Source organism: Acinetobacter sp. ANC 4636, assembly GCF_054454555.1.
Genome location: NZ_JBTKVD010000003.1, coordinates 106,407 through 125,058, shown reverse-complemented (window position 1 = coordinate 125,058; position 18,652 = coordinate 106,407). Strand labels below are relative to the sequence as shown.

Sequence of the window (18,652 nt, the reverse complement as noted above, 5' to 3'; positions counted from 1 at the left end):
AACTCAATCTGAATCATAAAAAAACCAGCAACAATGCTGGTTTTTTTATTACGAGTCTTTAAATTGTGGCGGCCAATTCTGCACCTTGTCGAATCGCACGTTTGGCATCGAGTTCACCCGCCTCTTTTGCCCCGCCAATCAAATGTACAGATTGACCTTGTGCCAGTAATTCATCATACATTGCAGTATACGATTGCTGCCCTGCACAAATCACAACATGGTCAACTTCCAGTAATTTATGCTGTTCATTCACAATAATATGTAAACCCTGATCATCAATTTTTTCGTAACTGACCCCAGACAACATATGCACATTGCGGTGTTTTAAACCCATGCGGTGAATCCAACCCGTAGTTTTCCCCAACTGCGCACCAATCGCACTATTTTTCCGCTGCAATAAAAATACTTCTCGGGCAGCCGATTCAGGGCGGGCAGCTTTTAAACCGCCTGTATGTTCATAGGCTGGATCAATCCCCCATTCATCATAAAATTTTTCTGGCACAATACTGGCACTGGTTCCTGACTGAGTTAGAAATTCTGCAGTATCAAATCCGATACCACCAGCGCCGATAATTGCTACACGCTGCCCTACAGGTTGCCGTTGTTTTAATACCTGCAAGTAATTCAGCACCTTCGGATGATCAATTCCGTCTATTTCTAATTGTCTTGGCGTTACACCTGTGGCAACAACGATGTCATCATAATTTGCCTGTAACAGTGTTTCAGTACTTACCCGCTGACTCAGATTGACATTAATCTGTGTAGCATATAGCTCTATTTGACGTTGAAAATAACGTAGGGTTTCATAAAACTCTTCTTTGCCAGGAATGGTTTTAGCAATATTAAACTGCCCGCCAATTTTATCGTCAGCATCAAAAAGATCAATCTGATGTCCACGTTGCGCCGCATAAATGGCGAAACTCAAGCCCGCAGGTCCAGCCCCAACTACGGCGATCCGTTTTTTCTGGGTGGCTTCTTTAAAAATCAGTTCAGTTTCATAGCATGCACGTGGATTGACCAAACATGATGCTATTTTCATGGAAAAAATCTGGTCTAGACACGCCTGATTGCAGGCAATACAGGTATTGATTTCATCCGAACGACCTTCACTGGCTTTTAGTACAAATTCTGGATCTGCGAGCATTGGGCGTGCCATAGACACCATATCGGCATGTCCAGAAGCAATTACATGCTCTGCCATTTCAGGAGTATTGATACGGTTGGATGTAATCAGTGGGATATTCACCTGACCTTTGAGCTTTTGCGTCACCCAAGTAAATGCGGCACGTGGCACTTTGGTGGCAATGGTCGGAATCCGTGCTTCATGCCAGCCAATCCCTGTATTTAAAATGGTTGCACCTGCCTGCTCAATTTTTTTCGCAAGGTCAATCACTTCAGCGAGGTTAGAGCCACCTTCGACCAAATCCAGCATCGACAACCGATAAATAATAATAAACTGCTCGCCAACCGCCTCGCGGGTACGGCGCACAATCTCTATCGCAAGACGAATACGGTTTTCATAAGTGCCGCCCCATTCATCACTGCGGTGGTTGGTACGCGCTGCAATGAATTCGTTAATGAGATAACCTTCCGAACCCATGATTTCCACACCGTCATACCCTGCATATTGAGCAAGCTCAGCACAATGCACAAAGTCCATAATGGTCTGTTCGATTTCATCCACACTTAATGCATGTGGTTTTACAGGATTAATCGGGGCTTGTATGGGTGAAGGTGCGACAATATTGGGCTGATAAGAATAACGCCCCGTATGTAAAATCTGCATGGCAATTTTACCGCCTGCTTCATGCACCGCTTGGGTAATTTGACGATGTTTCTCGGCTTCTTCATGCGTATCAAGCTTTGAACCACCTAAAAAAGTCACGCCTGCGGCATTGGGGGCTATACCACCTGTCACAATTAGCCCCACGCCACCACGTGCACGTTCAGCATAAAAGGCGGCCATACGAGCATAGCCTTGTGGCGCTTCTTCTAATCCCACGTGCATTGAACCCATCAATACGCGGTTTTTTAATGTAGTAAAACCCAAATCCAAAGGGGCAAGTAAATGAGGATAAGTCGACATTTCGAACTCCTGCGAGCATCATGCTGGCGTTATTATGCAATTTGTTGCATTTAGTTATAGTCAAGTTTCTTTTTCAATGCAACTTGTTGCATAATCTATTCAGTCATTTTTTGTTTATCTTGTCACGATTATGTCACTTTCCCATGTTTTATTGACCAGTTTACTAGAAAAGCCGAGTACAGGTTTTGAGTTGGCACGGCGCTTTGATCGCTCCATGGGCTATTTCTGGAGTGCCACCCATCAACAGATTTATCGGGAACTGGGGCACATGCTCAGTAAAGGCTGGCTTTCAACCTTGGAAGATGAAGCACAACCTTCCCGAAAAAAGATTTATCAGGTTGAGCAACTTGGGCGAATGGAACTGGCAGAATGGCTAAGCAAGCAAAGCGCTCCTGCCCAGTTACGTGAAGATTTGATGGTACGTCTGCGCGCAGAAGCTCAACTCGGTGGTAATTTGATTTTACCTGAGTTACAGCGCCATTTAGAGCTACATCAGCAGACACTTGCTATTTATCAAAATATTTATCAGAAAGATTTTACAGATGAGCAGCCGTTACAACGTACCCTCTATATTCACAAAATGATTCTAGAATTGGGCATACAACTTGAGCTGGAATGGATTAAATGGTTACAACAAATTATTCCTGTCTTAGAAACATTACAAGATTAAGGTGAACTATGCCGTTTTATGTCATGCGCGACCAGCAAACGCTGTTTGTACGCGAGTTTGGGCAAGGGCAACAACCCGTTTTAGTGCTTTCAGGTTTGGGCATGAAAAGCTGGCAATGGCTGCCTTTTTTGTATCCGCAACGTAAAAATTTCCGGTTTATTATTCCTGACTGGCGCGGCTTTGGACATTCTCGGCACTGTGAAATTCCTCAAGGTTTAGATGCCATTTCCAGTCACTGGCAAGATTTAAGTGATGTGATTCAGCATAAACGCCTTGAAAAATTTATCGTGATTGCATACTCGATGGGTGCAACCACTGCCATGCATGGTATGGCGTACGGTGGATTACAACAACATATTCAAGCCTATTTGCATATTAACCAAAGCCCTAAAATTGCTGTTGATGCCACCTGGTCATACGGGTTGTTTTCCGAACAGCAACAACAATTTAAGCAGCATTTGCAACAGTTATCGCAATTACTGCAAACCTATCTGCCACACCGTTATATTCATGAACTGTCGAGCCATGAACGCTTTCATCTGATTGATGTTTGGCATGAGTTACTGGAATTCCAGAACAGCAATGATCTGTTTCCCCTGCTTTTTAAAGCCGCCCAGCGTCATCATGTATTGCAGCAAATTGTTTTACCGATGCAACGCCTTAACTATTTGGCGTGGTATGCCAATACCTATTTGCAGCACGATCACGACTATCGACATGCTTTACAGCAACTGAGCTGTCCAAGTACATTTTTTATGGGGGTACAGTCCAAACTCTATCCAATTGAGGGACAGCGTCTGATTGCTAAAAACATGCAACAAGTTCACTGCGTTGAATTTGCTAATTCGGGACACACACCCCTGATTTCTGAACCGAAAAAATTTGCACAGGCGTTAGGGCAGTTTTTACAGCGACATCATTTATCTTCAGGAAGCTAGCATGCAAAAACTGGTGGTGTTTTCAGGCGCGGGCATGAGTGCTGAAAGCGGTATCCATACTTTCCGTGACAGTAACGGGCTTTGGGAAAACCATGCGATTGAAGATGTTGCCACACCTGAAGCATGGGCACGCCAGCCTGAACTGGTACAGCGCTTTTATAATGAGCGGCGCAAACAGATTTTAGCGGCACAGCCTAACCTCGCACATCAGTTGATTGCACGCCTGCAAGACTATTTTGATGTTAGCGTGATCACGCAAAATATTGATGATTTGCATGAACGAGCAGGTAACCTCAAGGTGACGCATTTACATGGCAATATTCGGTTTGCCAAAAGTTCTGCGCCCAATCACTCAGCATATCCTGAAAAATATTACCCAATAGAAGGCTGGGAACTTTACCTAGACCGAGATTTTGCAGATGATGGTTCATCACTACGTCCGCATGTAGTGTGGTTCGGTGAAGCTGTGCCTGAATATGCGATTGCCCAGCAAATTGTGAGGCAAACCGATATTTTTATTGTGATTGGTTCAACTTTAGTGGTTTACCCTGTGGCAGGTCTGGTTCATGAAATTCCCAAACATTGTCAGGCATTTTATATTGATCCTAAAGCCAGTCATGCTGCTGTCCCAACACAATATACTTTACTCAATACCACTGCGACTCAAGGCATGATGCAACTATTTACGCACCTGATTGATTCTTCATCAGATATTAAGTGATTCAACATAGCTCTGATGATCGTAAAATTGCTGCGCACAAATACGGCGTTCAATACAGTACAGCTTACAACATCATTAAAATAAAAATTAAAACAACCACTTTGCCCTGATCATATTTAGCCACAAAACAACATTTATGTGAGCTTTGTATGATCTGTCGAATAAAATTGGTAGTACTGAGATCATCTCTAAGTATTCAAAATAGAAGATATTCTCAATATCTTTAATTTTTACAGCACATATTGTTAGCATAAAAAAAGCCATCCGAAGATGGCTCACATTTTTTCAATTCAACTTAACCAGCTTGTATAAATTCTTCATCGGGTACAACCACGATTTCCGAGACTAAGTTTTCAAACTTAAAGATTTCATTTAACTGTTCTTGAGTCAATAAGCCACGCTCAAGCACCACTTCGGGAATGGTTTTATTTTCAGCAATGCATTGTTTACCAATTTCATCACATAAACCATGCCCCAAAATCGGATCAAGCAAGGTCACAATTCCGACGCTGCGCATGACCGAATCACGGCAAACTTGTTCATTGGCTCGAATACCCTGAATACATTTTTCATCCAGTGTTCGTACCGCTTGGGTTAACAGTGAAATTGATTCCTGAATAGAATAGGCAATCACAGGCTCCATGGCATTGAGCTGTAACTGTCCTGCTTCTGCGGCAAAGGTAATGGTCAAATCATTACCAATGACTTTAAAAGCAATCTGATTGACCACTTCAGGAATTACAGGGTTAATTTTGGCAGGCATAATCGATGAACCTGCCTGCATCTCTGGAAGTTGAATTTCACCAAAACCAGCGCGTGGTCCAGAACTCAGTAACCGTAGGTCATTGCAAATTTTGCTGAGCTTAACCGCCAAGCGTTTCAGTGTGCTCGACAACAAAATAAAGACACCACAATCACTGGTCGCCTCGACATAATCTTCACTGGTTTTGACTTTTAAACCAGTAACCTGTTGCAAATACCGAGTGACCCGTTTGGCATGCCCCGATGCGGTATTAATCCCTGTACCAATCGCGGTTGCACCCAAATTAATTTCCAGCAACAATTCACGCGTGGTCTTAATCAGTCGTACATCTTCTTTTAATAACGTCGCGAATGCATGAAACTCTTGCCCCAAAGTCATCGGCACTGCGTCTTGCAATTGGGTACGCCCCATTTTCAAAACCGTTTTAAACTCGAGTGCTTTATTTTCCAAAGAAGCGATCAAGTGCTGCATCTGCTCAAAAAGTGGATCGAGCATGCTGTAAGTTGCCAAGCGTAGCGCGGTTGGGTAAACGTCATTGGTCGACTGGGATTTGTTGACATGATCATTAGGATGCAAAATATCGTATTGACCTTTACGATACCCCAGCATTTCCAGTGCAATATTGGCAATCACTTCATTCATGTTCATATTGATTGAAGTGCCTGCCCCACCCTGATATACATCCAGCGGGAACTCTTTATGCCAGTGTTCTGGGTTTTGAATGATCAGATCACATGCACCTTGTATCGCATGGCTGATTTGCTCGCTGATTTTTCCCACTTCTAAATTGGCTTGTGCCGAGGCTTTTTTTACCTGTGCCAACGCACATAAAAAATAAGGCTGCTGCCCGATATTCAATGATGAAATCTTGAAATTTTCCAGTGCGCGCATGGTATGAATACCATAGTAACAATGGGTAGGTACTTCTTTGATTCCTAATAAATCTTTTTCTAATCGATTGGCTTGAACGCGATCCATGTTAAACCCTTAAACAAAATAATGCACTTCAACTGTGCAAAATCTAGCTTAATCAAAATTGTTCAATATCGCGTTAGCCAAACTGCTATTTCTTGGTATTTTTTATCTTAGGAATGTCACTTTTAGCCAATTAATCACCATACAATCTTATTTTTTAATCAGACAAACCATCAGGCAAGATCATGGAACAACCTGATAGTTATCAAAATTTAATCAATTTATATTCAATTCGTCATAAAATATTTGAACTTTATGCTTTTCATTTTGTACCAATAAGTCAAATTCATCTAAACTATGGCATCTTGCTTTGAAGTTGATTACATCGTAATCCGAAGAGTTGATGTTTTATGGCCGTACACTTGCCTCATAGAACACTCCCCAACTCGCGATATCAATAGCAAATGTAACCGCTTTTTATTCATTTTGATGAATCCTTAGTCTCTACTGTTTCATCATTATTTTTAAATTTCCCTCTAAAAAGCCTCCGATTATCGTGAATTACTCAGTAATTATTTTGTCATTACAGAGTTCATTCACATGTTGGTTCACAACACTCGAACCGTTTTTTAGACAGGATGATCTATGAACTACACGAATCCGACCGTTATCACTTTTGTTTTATATATTGTCGCTATGGTTTGTATTGGCTTGTATGCTTACCGCGCGACACGCGACTTTTCCGACTATATTCTTGGAGGTCGTAGTTTAGGCAGTTTTGTGACTGCCTTATCTGCAGGTGCATCCGATATGAGTGGCTGGTTACTCATGGGATTACCTGGCGCAATTTATGCAACAGGTCTATCTGAAGCATGGATTGCCATTGGTTTAACCATTGGTGCTTGGCTCAACTGGCAGTTTGTTGCAGGTCGCTTACGCGTACATACTGAAATCCAAAATAATGCATTGACCTTACCTGATTATTTCACCAACCGCTTCAATGATACAAAACGTGTACTGCGTATTGTTTCTGCGCTCACCATTTTGATTTTCTTCTCTATTTACTGTGCTTCAGGCATGGTGGCTGGTGCGCGTTTATTTGAAACGATTTTCCATATGGACTACAGCACCGCGCTTTGGGTGAGTGCGCTTGCAACGATTAGTTACGTATGTATTGGTGGCTTCTTAGCGATTAGCTGGACGGACACATTCCAGGCAGCAATGATGCTATTTGCATTATTCTTGACGCCTGTATTTACCTATCTGGCGATTGGTGATGGTCAAGTACAATTCTCCCAGCTCATTGAAACTGCGCGTCCACATGCTTACGACATGTTTTCAAATTTGTCTAAAATTGCCATTATTTCGTCGATGGCATGGGGCTTAGGCTATTTTGGACAACCGCATATTTTAGTCCGTTTCATGGCTGCAGACTCCGTCAAATCTATTCCTGCTGCGCGCCGTATTGGCATGTCATGGATGATTTTATGCCTTTCTGGTGCAGTTGGTGCTGGCTTCTTTGGAATTGCATTTTTCCAAGCCCATCCTGATTTGTCAGGCAAGGTCAGTAGCAACTCTGAACTGGTATTTATGCAATTAACACAAATTCTGTTTAACCCTTGGGTTGCAGGAATTGTCATGGCAGGGATTTTATCTGCGGTCATGAGTACGCTGAGTTGTCAACTTTTGGTCTGTTCAACCACACTCACCGAAGACTTTTATAAAGCATTTATTCGTAAAAATGCTTCACAAAAAGAATTGGTTTGGGTGGGTCGTTTAATGGTGCTTGCCATCGCCACTTTTGCGATTGTGTTAGCAAGCAATCCTGACAGCAAAGTTTTAGGCTTGGTTGCCTATGCTTGGGCGGGTTTCGGGGCTGCATTTGGCCCACTGATTATCCTGTCACTGTTCTGGAAACGCATGACGTTAAGTGGTGCTGTTGCAGGAATGGTGGTCGGTGCTGTGACGGTAATTCTCTGGAAAAATGTGTTTGCCTCAACAGGCTTATATGAAATTGTTCCAGGCTTCATTTTAGCAACGCTCGCCATTATTGTGGTCAGTTTAATCAGCAAAGCACCGACACGTGACATGCTTGAACGCTTTGAACACGCCGATGAAATTTATCATCGCGAACATTAACTGATTGTTTCAGTCCACCCAAAAGGCATGCTTGAGCATGCCTTTTTTATTTCTTACTTTGTAATTTAATTTGTGTAGTTTCCTTTACCACCTGCATGACAGGATAACTACGGGTTTCCTTCACGCCTGGCAAATGCCAGAGTACCTGCCCTGCTATACGGCGAAATTCGTCCATGTTTTGACTGCGGATTTTCACGACAAAATCAAAGCCACCACTGGTCATGTGACATTCTAAAATTTCAGGGTACTGCTGCACCGCATCAATAAAATCTTCCAGTACGTGTGGTGTAGTTTTATCCAATAAAATTTCAACAAATACCAAAAAACCTGCGTGCAATTTCTCAGGATTGAGATGTGCGTAATAACCCGAAATAAAATTTTCTTTGTTGAGTTTCTGCACGCGTGCCATCACCGCAGTTGGCGACAGGTTGACTGCTTCTGCCAATTTAATATTGGAAATTCGCCCGTCTTTTTGCAACAAATCCAGAATTTTGAGGTCTGTACGGTCAAGGCTAAAAAAAGCATCTGACATATGAATTATTCTCTAAAAATAACCCGAATTATAGTGAGTTATTCGGTAATTATTTTGCAATTATAGATTTAATCCACCTCTGGTTCAATTTTTTTAGCAACGGGACACGCGCCATGATGGAAACTGAAAAGGTCACTGCAACTCAATCGACCACTGTTACCGATATCACGGTTTTCGATGAAAAAAACAATTTCGAAAACAAGATTAATCAGGCATGGCGCCGCCCTGAGCCTGAAGCCGTTCAACAACTTTTACAATTCGCCAAACTCCCAAGCGAACTGGACAAAAAGATTTATGAACTGGCGTTTCGTTTGTCCAGCGGTTTACGTGAGCGTAAAGCGTCTGCGGGTAAAGCAGGCATTGTGCAGGGCTTGTTGCAAGAGTTTTCATTGTCTTCTCACGAAGGTGTGGCGCTGATGTGTCTGGCAGAAGCACTGCTGCGGATTCCAGATACAGCAACCCGTGATTTGCTCATCCGCGACAAAATCAATCAGGGCAACTGGAAAGAACATGTGGGGCAAAGTAGCCTGATGTTTGTCAATGCCGCAGCATGGGGTCTGATGCTGACTGGCAAAATCATGCAGCCACAAAGCGGCATGAGTTTATCGGGTGTTTTAACGGGAATTTTGGCACGCAGTGGGCGTGGCATTATTCGTAAAGCAGTTGATGTTGCCATGCGCATGATGGGCGAACAGTTCGTGACAGGCGAAACTATTCAAGCTGCGCTAAATCATGCCAAAACTTTAGAAGCCAAAGGGTTCCGCTACTCATACGACATGCTGGGTGAAGCGGCATTTACTGAGCGTGATGCTGACCGTTATATGCAGGATTATGTTTCTGCCATTCATGCGATTGGTAAAGCAACCACTGATAAAGATGTTTATACAGGCGCAGGGATTTCAATTAAATTATCTGCGATTCACCCGCGCTACCAACGTGCGCAACATGACCGCGTTTATAGCGAACTGTATAACCGTGTTTTAGAATTGGCTCGCTTAGCCAAACAATACAATATCGGTTTAAATATTGATGCTGAAGAAACCGACCGACTTGAACTGTCTTTAGAACTGCTTGAGCGTTTATGTTTTGAGCCCGATTTGGCAGACTGGAAAGGTATTGGCTTTGTGATTCAGGCTTACCAAAAACGCTGCTTCTTCGTAGTGGACTACATTATTGATTTGGCAAAACGCAGTAAAAAACGCCTGATGATTCGTCTGGTGAAAGGTGCGTATTGGGACAGCGAAATCAAAAAAGCACAAATTGATGGCATGAGTGACTACCCTGTTTATACTCGTAAAGTGCATACCGATTTGTCTTACATTGCCTGTGCAAAAAAATTACTGGCTGAGCCTGACTATATCTATCCGCAATTTGCCAGCCACAACGCGCAAACTTTGGCAACGATTTACAACCTTGCCAACCCAGAAAAATACTACGAAGGTCAGTACGAATTCCAGTGTCTACATGGCATGGGCGAACCACTGTATGAAAATGTTGTCGGTTCTAAAGCGGAAGGAAAACTGGGGGTGCCATGCCGTATTTATGCGCCTGTGGGTACGCATGAAACCTTGTTGGCTTATTTAGTTCGTCGTTTATTGGAAAATGGTGCGAATACGTCTTTCGTAAACCGTATTGCAGACCAAAATCTTAAAATTGATGATTTGATTCAATCCCCAATCAAGGAAATTGAGCAAAATACCCAACATGACAAAACTGTGGGTCTAAAACACGCCTCAATTCCATTTCCAAAGAATTTGTACAGCCTAGACCGCGTCAATTCCAAAGGTTTTGACCTTGCCAATGACAGTTGTCTTGAAGAATTAAATGCAGTTGCCAAACAATTCGCGCAGCATCGATGGCACAGTCAGGCACTGGTTGCAGGACAACTTGCTGAAGCTCAGGGCAATAACCAAGCGGTGATTAACCCTGCCAACCATCACGATGTGGTGGGTCATGTCAATGAAGCCACCGTTGAGCAAGTTGAACAAGCCTTGCAGCAAGCACAGTCTCAGCATAGCGCATGGCAAAACACCCCTATTGCGTTACGTGCTCAAGCGCTGGAACGTGCTGCCGACCTGATGGAAGAGCGCCTGCTGGAACTATTGGTCTTGCTTTGCCGTGAAAGTGGTAAAACATATGCCAATGCAATTTCCGAAGTGCGTGAAGCCGTTGATTTCTTACGTTATTACGCAAAGCAAGCACAGCATTTCCCAAATCAAAAAGCCTTGCAAAGTCTGGGAACCATATTGTGTATTAGCCCGTGGAACTTCCCATTGGCGATCTTCACAGGGCAAATCGCTGCAGCGCTAGCGACAGGTAACTGCGTGATTGCCAAACCTGCTGAGCAAACCCCGTTGGTTGCTTTCCAAGCAGTGAAAATGCTGCATGAAGCAGGTGTTCCACAAGCAGTTTTACAGTTCATGCCAGGTCAAGGTGAAACCATCGGTGCGAAACTCAGCCAAGATGCACGTATCAGCGGCATTATGTTCACAGGCTCAACTGAAGTTGCGAAGATCCTGCAAAAAACTGTGGCTCAGCGTTTGACTCAACATGGTCAACCTGTGACTTTGATTGCTGAAACGGGCGGTCAAAATGCCATGATCGTCGATTCATCAGCACTGACCGAACAGGTGGTGTTTGATGCAGTGAACTCGGCATTTGACAGTGCAGGTCAACGCTGTTCGGCGCTACGTATTTTATGTGTGCAAGAAGATAATGCAAAAACGGTTTTAACCATGCTCAAAGGTGCAATGCAACAACTGCGCGTGGGCAATCCTTACTTACTCAAAACCGATATTGGTCCTGTGATTGATGCTGAAGCTCAGCAAAACATTCAGCGCCATATCAGCAAAATGCAAGGCAAAGGCTACCTTGTTCATCAACTGATGTTTGACCAAGCAGCGACTCAAGCCCAACTTGGGCAAGGCACTTTTGTACCGCCAACCCTGATTGAGTTACCAAACCTGAATGACTTGGAGCGCGAGGTGTTTGGTCCAGTATTACACGTCGTGACCTATAAATACGGTGAGCTGGATGCCCTCATGCAGCAGATCAACGCTAAAGGGTATGGTTTAACGATGGGCTTACATACCCGTATTGATGAGACCATTCAGAAAGTGGTTGATTCTGCGCATGTCGGTAACCTGTACATTAACCGGAATATTGTCGGTGCAGTGGTTGGTGTGCAACCGTTTGGTGGCGAAGGCTTATCAGGTACAGGGCCAAAAGCAGGCGGCCCATTGTATTTGTATCGCCTCATGCAAAACCATGCGTCAGCAGGCTTAACCACACCATTTGCAGTGAAAACCACATTGGTTGATCAGAATGCAACGGCAACACAAAACTATCAGGCATTTAAAGCATGGGCTACAAAAAACATCAGTGGGATCAACAGCAATGCTGTTCCAAACTTCATGGTCGATAAAATCTATGAATTGCAAGGCCCAACAGGTGAAAGTAACCAGTATGTGATTTTGCCGCGTGAACGTGTGCTGTCTCTTGCAACGACTGAACAAGAACAGGTTTATCAACTGCTTGCCATTTTCGCAGTGAACTCAAAAGCACTGCTAAAACGTGACAATGCTTTCTTTACCAAATATGCACAGTCATTACCAAAATCCATTTTGGATGCCATCAAACTCACTGATGACATTGCCAAAGCTGATTATGATGCTGTGCTGCATCACGGTTCAAAACCAGACTTGGAAGCATTGCAAAAAATCATGGCGAGTCGCACAGGGGCAATTGTCGGCATTACTCACATGGCGAGCAACAGCGCTGACATTCCACTCGAACGTCTGGTGATTGAACGTGCGATTAGCATTAACACCGCAGCCGCAGGCGGTAACGCTAGCCTGATGACCATGGCTGACTAAACTTTTCCTTCCTTATTTTCTGGCTCTCCCTTAGCACCTCTGTAACTGCTTCAATCGTTACAGAGGTTTTTTTCTTTTCATACAATTGCAGCGCAAAACTAGGCTAAAGCAGCCGAGTTTGTTAAGATTGCCGTTTTCGTTTAACGTGTATTTTTTTGTTCATGACCTCTGCATATCAACAACAACTGCAAGACAAAGTCGAGCGTATCCGCACCCAGTTTGCCGAATTCCAAACGCCAAATCTTGAAGTGTTCGATTCTCCCGAACAGCATTTTCGTATGCGTGCAGAATTTCGCATCTGGCATACCGACACGGATTTGTTTTATGCCATGTTTGAACGCAACACCGACAATAAAGAAAAACAAGTAGTACGTGTTGATAACTTCCCAATCGCGGCACAAAGCATTAATGATTTAATGCCTGTATTGCTAGATGCACTCAAAGCACAACCTGAACTGCATCGCCGTTTATTTGAAGTCGACTTTCTGGCAACACTGAGCGGTGAAATGCTAGTGACACTGATCTATCACCGCAAACTCGATGAACAGTGGATTGCTGCAGCAAAAGCGCTGGAGCAACAACTCAATATTAAAATCATTGGTCGTAGCCGTGGGCAAAAACTGGTGCTGACCGATGACTTTGTGGTGGAACAACTAGAAATTGACGGTCGCAACTACTTTTATAAGCAAATTGAAGGTGGTTTTACCCAGCCAAATGCCAAAGTCTGCGAAAAAATGTTGCACTGGGCTTGTGATGTAGCAAATGATGCATCAGGACATTTGCTTGAGTTGTACTGTGGTAACGGTAACTTTACCCTACCGCTTTCACAAAAATTTGAGCGTGTACTGGCAACCGAACTGGCAAAATCTTCGGTCTATGCTGCCGAATGGAATATTGAAAAAAACCAGATTGAAAATATTCAAATTGCCCGCCTAGCTGCTGAAGAATTTACCCAAGCCTTTCATGGTGAACGTGAATTCCGTCGTTTACAAGAAGCGCAAATCAACCTAGGCGAATATCAGTTCGATACCGTGTTTGTCGATCCACCACGTGCAGGAATTGACGATGCGACTTTACAGCTTTTACAGCAGTTTAAACGCATCATTTATATTTCATGTAACCCAGACACTTTACATGACAACCTAAAAACCTTGAGCCAGACCCACCGTATTCAGCGTTTTGCCCTGTTTGACCAATTCCCATATACCCACCATGTTGAAAGTGGTGTATTGCTGGAAAAGATTTAAAATTTTCAGTATCAAATCCAATAAAAATTAAAGCCGATCAATGATCGGCTTTTTTAACACAACATAATGAAAGAAGCCTTTTAAACTGATCTCACTGAAAATTTTTATTAAGGCTATTGAAAATCAATTAGGCACGAGGACGGAGTCTTACAGTTTTCAGCATATCTTAGGACCAACCTTCGGTTCGACCTGAGAAGCGCTGCTTCGCAAGGCTTTCGGGATGAGTGGACCGCCACGCAAGGGCAACCAACTTGCGCAGCTCTGCTGCTCATTGCAAACTCGGTCAAATACCATCAATTCAATTAAACCATTGGAAAACAGCATCTTGTAAATTCAACCCTGACCTCAAACATGCAACTGACACTTTCGCGTATCCTATTTCTCTAGAGATTTTATATCTGACTCTTGTTATTTAGATGCCACATGCGACCCTTTCAGCACAGTTTCTTTACTACCTAGACTAGGCTGTGTAGAACGGCGATTGAGCACAAGATTCAATAAAATTGCAGCAAAGGTTGCTGTCCCGATCCCACCCAGATCAAACTGCCCGATATGCAATGAATAGTTGCCTGTCCCCATAATGATGGTAATTGCAGCCACTAACATATTGCCATTTTGAGTAAGATCGACCTGATTGCTCATCCAAATCCGAGCACCCGCAATAGTAATCAGACCAAAAACTACAATTGATGCCCCACCCAAAATCGCGACGGGAATAGTACTGACTAATGCGCCAAATTTTGGTGACAAGCCCAGTAACATTGCAAACACACCTGCAATCACAAACACCAAGGTAGAATAAATGCGCGTCGCAGCCATCACCCCGATATTTTCTGCATAGGTGGTCATGCCTGTACCACCAATCGATGCAGACAACGTGGTACACAAACCATCGGCAAAAAAGGCACGTCCCATATACGGCGAGATATTTTGCCCTGTCATGGCACTTACGGCTTTAAAATGCCCCAAGTTTTCAGCAATCAGAATAATCGCCACAGGGACAATCAACAGCATGGCATTTAAGCTAAATTCAGGATGATGAAAGGTTGGCAGACCAAACCATGCAGCATTGACAATCGGAGCAAAATCAATCGGTTTACCCAAACCCAGAACATTCGCCAAGACAAAATACAGCGCATACGACAACAACAGACCAACCAGTAACAGTAAGCGGCGCAACATCCCCTTGGTAAAAACCGCAATTCCCCCGATACACAGTACAGTGACTAGCGCCATCCATGTATCGAAGCTGTTGCCCGATACACCTTTAATGGTCACAGGTGCGAGGTTTAGACCAATAATCATCACGATTGAACCCGTCACCACAGGCGGTAGCAAATTTTCAATCCATGCGGTGCCAATTTTCATCACCAGTAAACCAACCAGCATATAGACAATGCCGCAGGCAATAATTCCACCGAGTGCCAGTGCAATGTGTGGATTCGCACCGACTCCGTTATAACCTGTCACCGCAGCCACTGCACCAATAAATGCAAAACTTGAACCCAAATAACTTGGGACGCGCCCACCTGTGATCAGGAAGAAAATAATGGTGCCAATACCTGTAATCAGCATGGTCAGGCTTGGATCAAAACCCATCAACAACGGTGCAAGTACCGTCGCACCAAACATAGCGAAAGCATGCTGAATACCCAGCACAAGGGTTTGCCCTGCAGGTAGGTATTCATTGGTTGCAACAGGGGTTTGCTCTAGATTACCTTGATAAGGTCGCCATTGATTAAACCAACTTTCTTTCATAGTAATACTCCCTTGTGTATCAAGGTGTTGTCATGATTGATGACGTGTCAAATGATGATAGGCGCGATCAAAATAGATCAGCCCCTGCGCACCTGTATGATTGAGTTGTAAATCTTGTACTTCACAAAACAAAATGTCATGTGTGCCCATTGCCACGACTTGGCTAATTTTACAGTCAAACGCCACCACTGCATCAGTTAAAACAGGTGAACCTGTACTCAAAGAAGTCCATACCCCTTGAGCAAAGCGCTCTGGCATTGACGTTTTGCCACCAAACACATTCGACAGTTGCGTATGTTGCTGTGCCAATGTATTCACACATAGCACTTGGTTTGACTGAAATACAGGATACACCGATGCATTGCGGTTTAGGCACACCAATAGCGTCGGTGGGCTATCAGTTACACTACACACAGCTGAAGCGGTAAAACCTGCCCGACCAGCTTCACCATCGGTGGTGACAATATTTACGGCTGCCGCCAGATTACTCATGGCATTACGAAACTGTTGCTGGGTTGCATTTAACGCTGTAGCTGTTTTAAGAACATTATTTTCTGCTGCTGTTTGTGCCATCATTTTATTCAATGCAGCGGCCGTTTGTGAACTCGGTTGTAAAATACTCATGGTTTGCTCCTTGCATACATCGCTGCCTTACCCCCTCAAATCAGAGGCAAATCACTGCCTGAAAAATTGATTAAAGATGCGCGACTGAAGCAATTTCAACCAAGGCTTCAGCTTTGACCAAACCACATTGAATACAATAACGTGCGGGCTTATCATTTGGGAAAAATTCAGCATAAACCTGATTGATTGCTGCATAATCCGCCCAATCCTGAATAAAAATTGAGTTAAACGTCACATCGTCCATACTGCCACCTGCGGTGGTGATCACCTTTTGAATAGTTTCAAGTACATAGCGGGTTTGCCCTGCGGCATCACCCACACAGACCACATCGTTATTGGCATCGAGTGCTAATGTGCCCGACACATAGACAATATTATCGGCTTTGGTTGCAGGGACATACGGCGCAAGCGGTTTACTGGTTCCTTCAGGAATAATGACATTCTTTGGCATGGCTGAATCTCCTTAAACTGCTTCAACTATTGGCTGAGTTACTGGAGCAAAACTTTCGGCAAAACTCTGGGTATCGGACACCCAGCCAAAGAAAGTTTTGACATTGAATAAAGTCGCTTCATGTGCTTCGACTGGCCCTGCCTGATAGCAGGCATCATCAAGCAACACCCCGAAATATTCTAAAAAGAAGCCATCACGTAAGGTTGACTCCACACAAACGTTGGTGGCAATCCCTGTAAACACCAGATTGCGAATACCTTTAGCACGTAAAATACTGTCCAGTTGGGTATGAAAGAAACCGCTATAGCGTGGCTTTTCAATCACAATATCCTGTGGTGCAGGTTGCAACTCATCAATCAGCTCATAGTCCCACCCGCCTTTTGACAACAGTTTTCCTTGTAGCTCAGGCTTTTTGTTCATGGTTTTAATGGCATTGGATTTATGAAAATTTGGTGAACCTTCGCCACCGGCTTCGACATAGTCGGCATCCCAGCCATTTTTAAAGAAAATCACCTGAATGCCTGCGGCATGTGCCACATCAATCGCCTGCTGAATCTGTTTTACGACAGGCTGAGTTTTCGACACATCAAACCCTGCCAGATCCAGATATCCACCTAAACTGGTATAAGCATTTTGCATATCCACCACGATGAGCGCAGTTTGTTTAGCATCAAGCTGAATCGACTCAGGTTCCGCTTTTAAAATTGGTGCAGTGGCTTGGGTAAAACTGGCACGGATCGTTGAATGGTTCATGCGCTTTTCTCCATAGCAAGATCAGTCACTTGGCTTGGGACAATGCTGTCTGCCAAAGTACGGCTTTTCATTAACGGTTGAATTTTTTCCCCAAAATCTTTAACCCCTTGCACAAAATCATCGAAGGTCAGCAAAATGCCCTCTGTACCCTTCACTTCGGCAATTTCATCCAGCATGGCAGCGACTTTGGCATACGAACCCACTAGCGTTCCCATATTGATATTCACAGGTGAAACACTGGATGCCATGTGACGAATGTTGGTGTCACTACCTGAAACTTTGTCTTTGCCGCCCTGATCTTGCAGCCAAGCAATCGCTTGCATATCAGCACCGTCATTATAGCTTTGCCATTTTGCCAAAGCCTGTTCATCGGTTTCATCGGCAATTAGCATAAACAGCACAAAGGTACTCACATCACGCCCTGTTTTATCAGTTTGTGCTTTCAAGCGGTCATTGATTGAGGCATAAGCAGTTGGCGTATTGACCCCTTTACCAAAGACAAAGTTATAGTCAGCGTATTGTGCGGAGAATGCCAAACCTTCATCGGACTGCCCTGCACAGATCATTTTTAAGTCTTTCGATGGTTGTGGCTTGACTTGACAATCATCCATCTGGAAAAAGTCGCCTTTAAAGTCTGATTTTCCCGTTGCCCAGAGCTGTTTTAAAATTTGGACGTATTCCGACAAATACTGATAACGCTTGCCAAAATACTCATCGCCTGGCCACATGCCCATTTGACTGTATTCGGGGCGTTGCCAACCTGTCACAACATTTAAACCAAAGCGCCCATTGGAAATCGAATCTAGTGTTGCTGCCATACGCGCCACAATCGCAGGTGGCATGACCAGTGTGGCTGCGGTTGCATAGATCTTGATTTTAGAAGTCACGGCAGCCAAACCCGACATTAATGTGAAACTTTCCAGGTTATAGTCCCAAAACTCGGTTTCCCCGCCAAAACCACGCAACTTGATCATCGATAAGGCAAAATCAAAACCATACTGCTCTGCACTTTGTACAATTTCTTTGTTCAGCTCAAAAGTTGGCTTGTACTGCAGTGCATTTTTAGAAATGAGCCAGCCATTATTACCAATTGGACAGAAAACACCTACTTGCATACTGACACCTCGTTTATTCATAAAGTGTGAAAATAAAGACTGTGGTGTACTCACAGTATTTGTAT

General features: G+C 43.8%; 14 protein-coding genes. 6 read left to right on the top strand and 8 right to left on the bottom strand.

Going from position 1 to position 18,652, the window contains the following annotated elements; translation table 11 throughout:
* Window positions 1-58 precede the first annotated feature (58 nt).
* On the bottom strand, window positions 59-2,086 hold the full coding sequence (locus ACX1N5_RS04525; RefSeq protein WP_458800481.1) for a 2,4-dienoyl-CoA reductase FMN-binding domain-containing protein: 2,028 nt from the start codon (window positions 2,084-2,086) through the stop codon (window positions 59-61).
* Window positions 2,087-2,216: 130 nt separating this feature from the next.
* On the opposite strand from ACX1N5_RS04525, the gene ACX1N5_RS04520 reads away from it, so the two are divergent.
* Genes ACX1N5_RS04520 through ACX1N5_RS04510 form a run of 3 tightly spaced genes read left to right on the top strand, consistent with a single transcriptional unit; the run spans window position 2,217 to window position 4,415 of the window.
* Window positions 2,217-2,756, top strand: a complete 540-nt coding sequence (locus ACX1N5_RS04520) for a PadR family transcriptional regulator (protein WP_458800483.1) — start codon at window positions 2,217-2,219, stop codon at window positions 2,754-2,756.
* Window positions 2,757-2,764: 8 nt separating this feature from the next.
* Window positions 2,765-3,694 carry an alpha/beta fold hydrolase gene (locus ACX1N5_RS04515; protein WP_458800485.1) on the top strand — a complete coding sequence of 310 codons (930 nt, stop codon included), beginning with the start codon at window positions 2,765-2,767 and terminating at the stop codon, window positions 3,692-3,694.
* Window position 3,695: 1 nt separating this feature from the next.
* Window positions 3,696-4,415, top strand: a complete 720-nt coding sequence (locus ACX1N5_RS04510) for an SIR2 family NAD-dependent protein deacylase (RefSeq protein ID WP_458800487.1) — start codon at window positions 3,696-3,698, stop codon at window positions 4,413-4,415.
* A 295-nt stretch (window positions 4,416-4,710) separates the two neighbouring features.
* Here the strand turns inward: ACX1N5_RS04510 and aspA are convergent, their stop codons facing one another.
* Window positions 4,711-6,156 carry an aspartate ammonia-lyase gene (aspA, locus tag ACX1N5_RS04505; protein ID WP_458800488.1) on the bottom strand — a complete coding sequence of 482 codons (1,446 nt, stop codon included), beginning with the start codon at window positions 6,154-6,156 and terminating at the stop codon, window positions 4,711-4,713.
* Window positions 6,157-6,738: 582 nt separating this feature from the next.
* On the opposite strand from aspA, the gene putP reads away from it, so the two are divergent.
* Entirely contained in the window at window positions 6,739-8,232 is a 1,494-nt protein-coding gene (putP, locus tag ACX1N5_RS04500) for a sodium/proline symporter PutP (protein WP_458800489.1), read from the top strand.
* A gap of 46 nt (window positions 8,233-8,278) precedes the next feature.
* Here putP and ACX1N5_RS04495 read toward each other — a convergent pair whose 3' ends face one another.
* Window positions 8,279-8,764: an Lrp/AsnC ligand binding domain-containing protein gene (locus ACX1N5_RS04495; RefSeq protein ID WP_004751508.1), complete on the bottom strand. Its 486-nt coding sequence runs from the start codon at window positions 8,762-8,764 to the stop codon at window positions 8,279-8,281.
* A gap of 116 nt (window positions 8,765-8,880) precedes the next feature.
* Here ACX1N5_RS04495 and putA point away from each other — a divergent pair, with 116 nt between their 5' ends.
* The gene (putA, locus tag ACX1N5_RS04490; RefSeq protein WP_458800675.1) at window positions 8,881-12,639 is read left to right on the top strand and encodes a trifunctional transcriptional regulator/proline dehydrogenase/L-glutamate gamma-semialdehyde dehydrogenase; all 3,759 of its coding nucleotides are present in this window, start codon (window positions 8,881-8,883) and stop codon (window positions 12,637-12,639) included.
* Window positions 12,640-12,800: 161 nt separating this feature from the next.
* The gene (trmA, locus tag ACX1N5_RS04485) at window positions 12,801-13,886 is read left to right on the top strand and encodes a tRNA (uridine(54)-C5)-methyltransferase TrmA (protein ID WP_458800491.1); all 1,086 of its coding nucleotides are present in this window, start codon (window positions 12,801-12,803) and stop codon (window positions 13,884-13,886) included.
* A gap of 408 nt (window positions 13,887-14,294) precedes the next feature.
* Here the strand turns inward: trmA and ACX1N5_RS04480 are convergent, their stop codons facing one another.
* The 5 genes from ACX1N5_RS04480 to rutA all read right to left on the bottom strand — a co-directional run bounded on the left by ACX1N5_RS04480 (window position 14,295) and on the right by rutA (window position 18,587).
* Entirely contained in the window at window positions 14,295-15,644 is a 1,350-nt protein-coding gene (locus tag ACX1N5_RS04480; RefSeq protein ID WP_458800493.1) for a solute carrier family 23 protein, read from the bottom strand.
* Between the two features lie 30 nt (window positions 15,645-15,674).
* Window positions 15,675-16,268: an NADH-dependent FMN reductase RutF gene (gene rutF / locus ACX1N5_RS04475; protein ID WP_458800495.1), complete on the bottom strand. Its 594-nt coding sequence runs from the start codon at window positions 16,266-16,268 to the stop codon at window positions 15,675-15,677.
* 70 nt (window positions 16,269-16,338) lie between these two features.
* The gene (gene rutC / locus ACX1N5_RS04470) at window positions 16,339-16,719 is read right to left on the bottom strand and encodes a pyrimidine utilization protein C (RefSeq protein WP_131379970.1); all 381 of its coding nucleotides are present in this window, start codon (window positions 16,717-16,719) and stop codon (window positions 16,339-16,341) included.
* 12 nt (window positions 16,720-16,731) lie between these two features.
* A complete protein-coding gene (gene rutB, locus ACX1N5_RS04465; RefSeq protein ID WP_458800497.1) occupies window positions 16,732-17,472 on the bottom strand; it encodes a pyrimidine utilization protein B in 741 nt (246 codons plus the stop codon).
* The gene (gene rutA, locus ACX1N5_RS04460; protein ID WP_458800499.1) at window positions 17,469-18,587 is read right to left on the bottom strand and encodes a pyrimidine utilization protein A; all 1,119 of its coding nucleotides are present in this window, start codon (window positions 18,585-18,587) and stop codon (window positions 17,469-17,471) included. The genes rutB and rutA overlap by 4 nt, the downstream gene beginning before the upstream one ends.
* Window positions 18,588-18,652 lie beyond the last annotated feature (65 nt).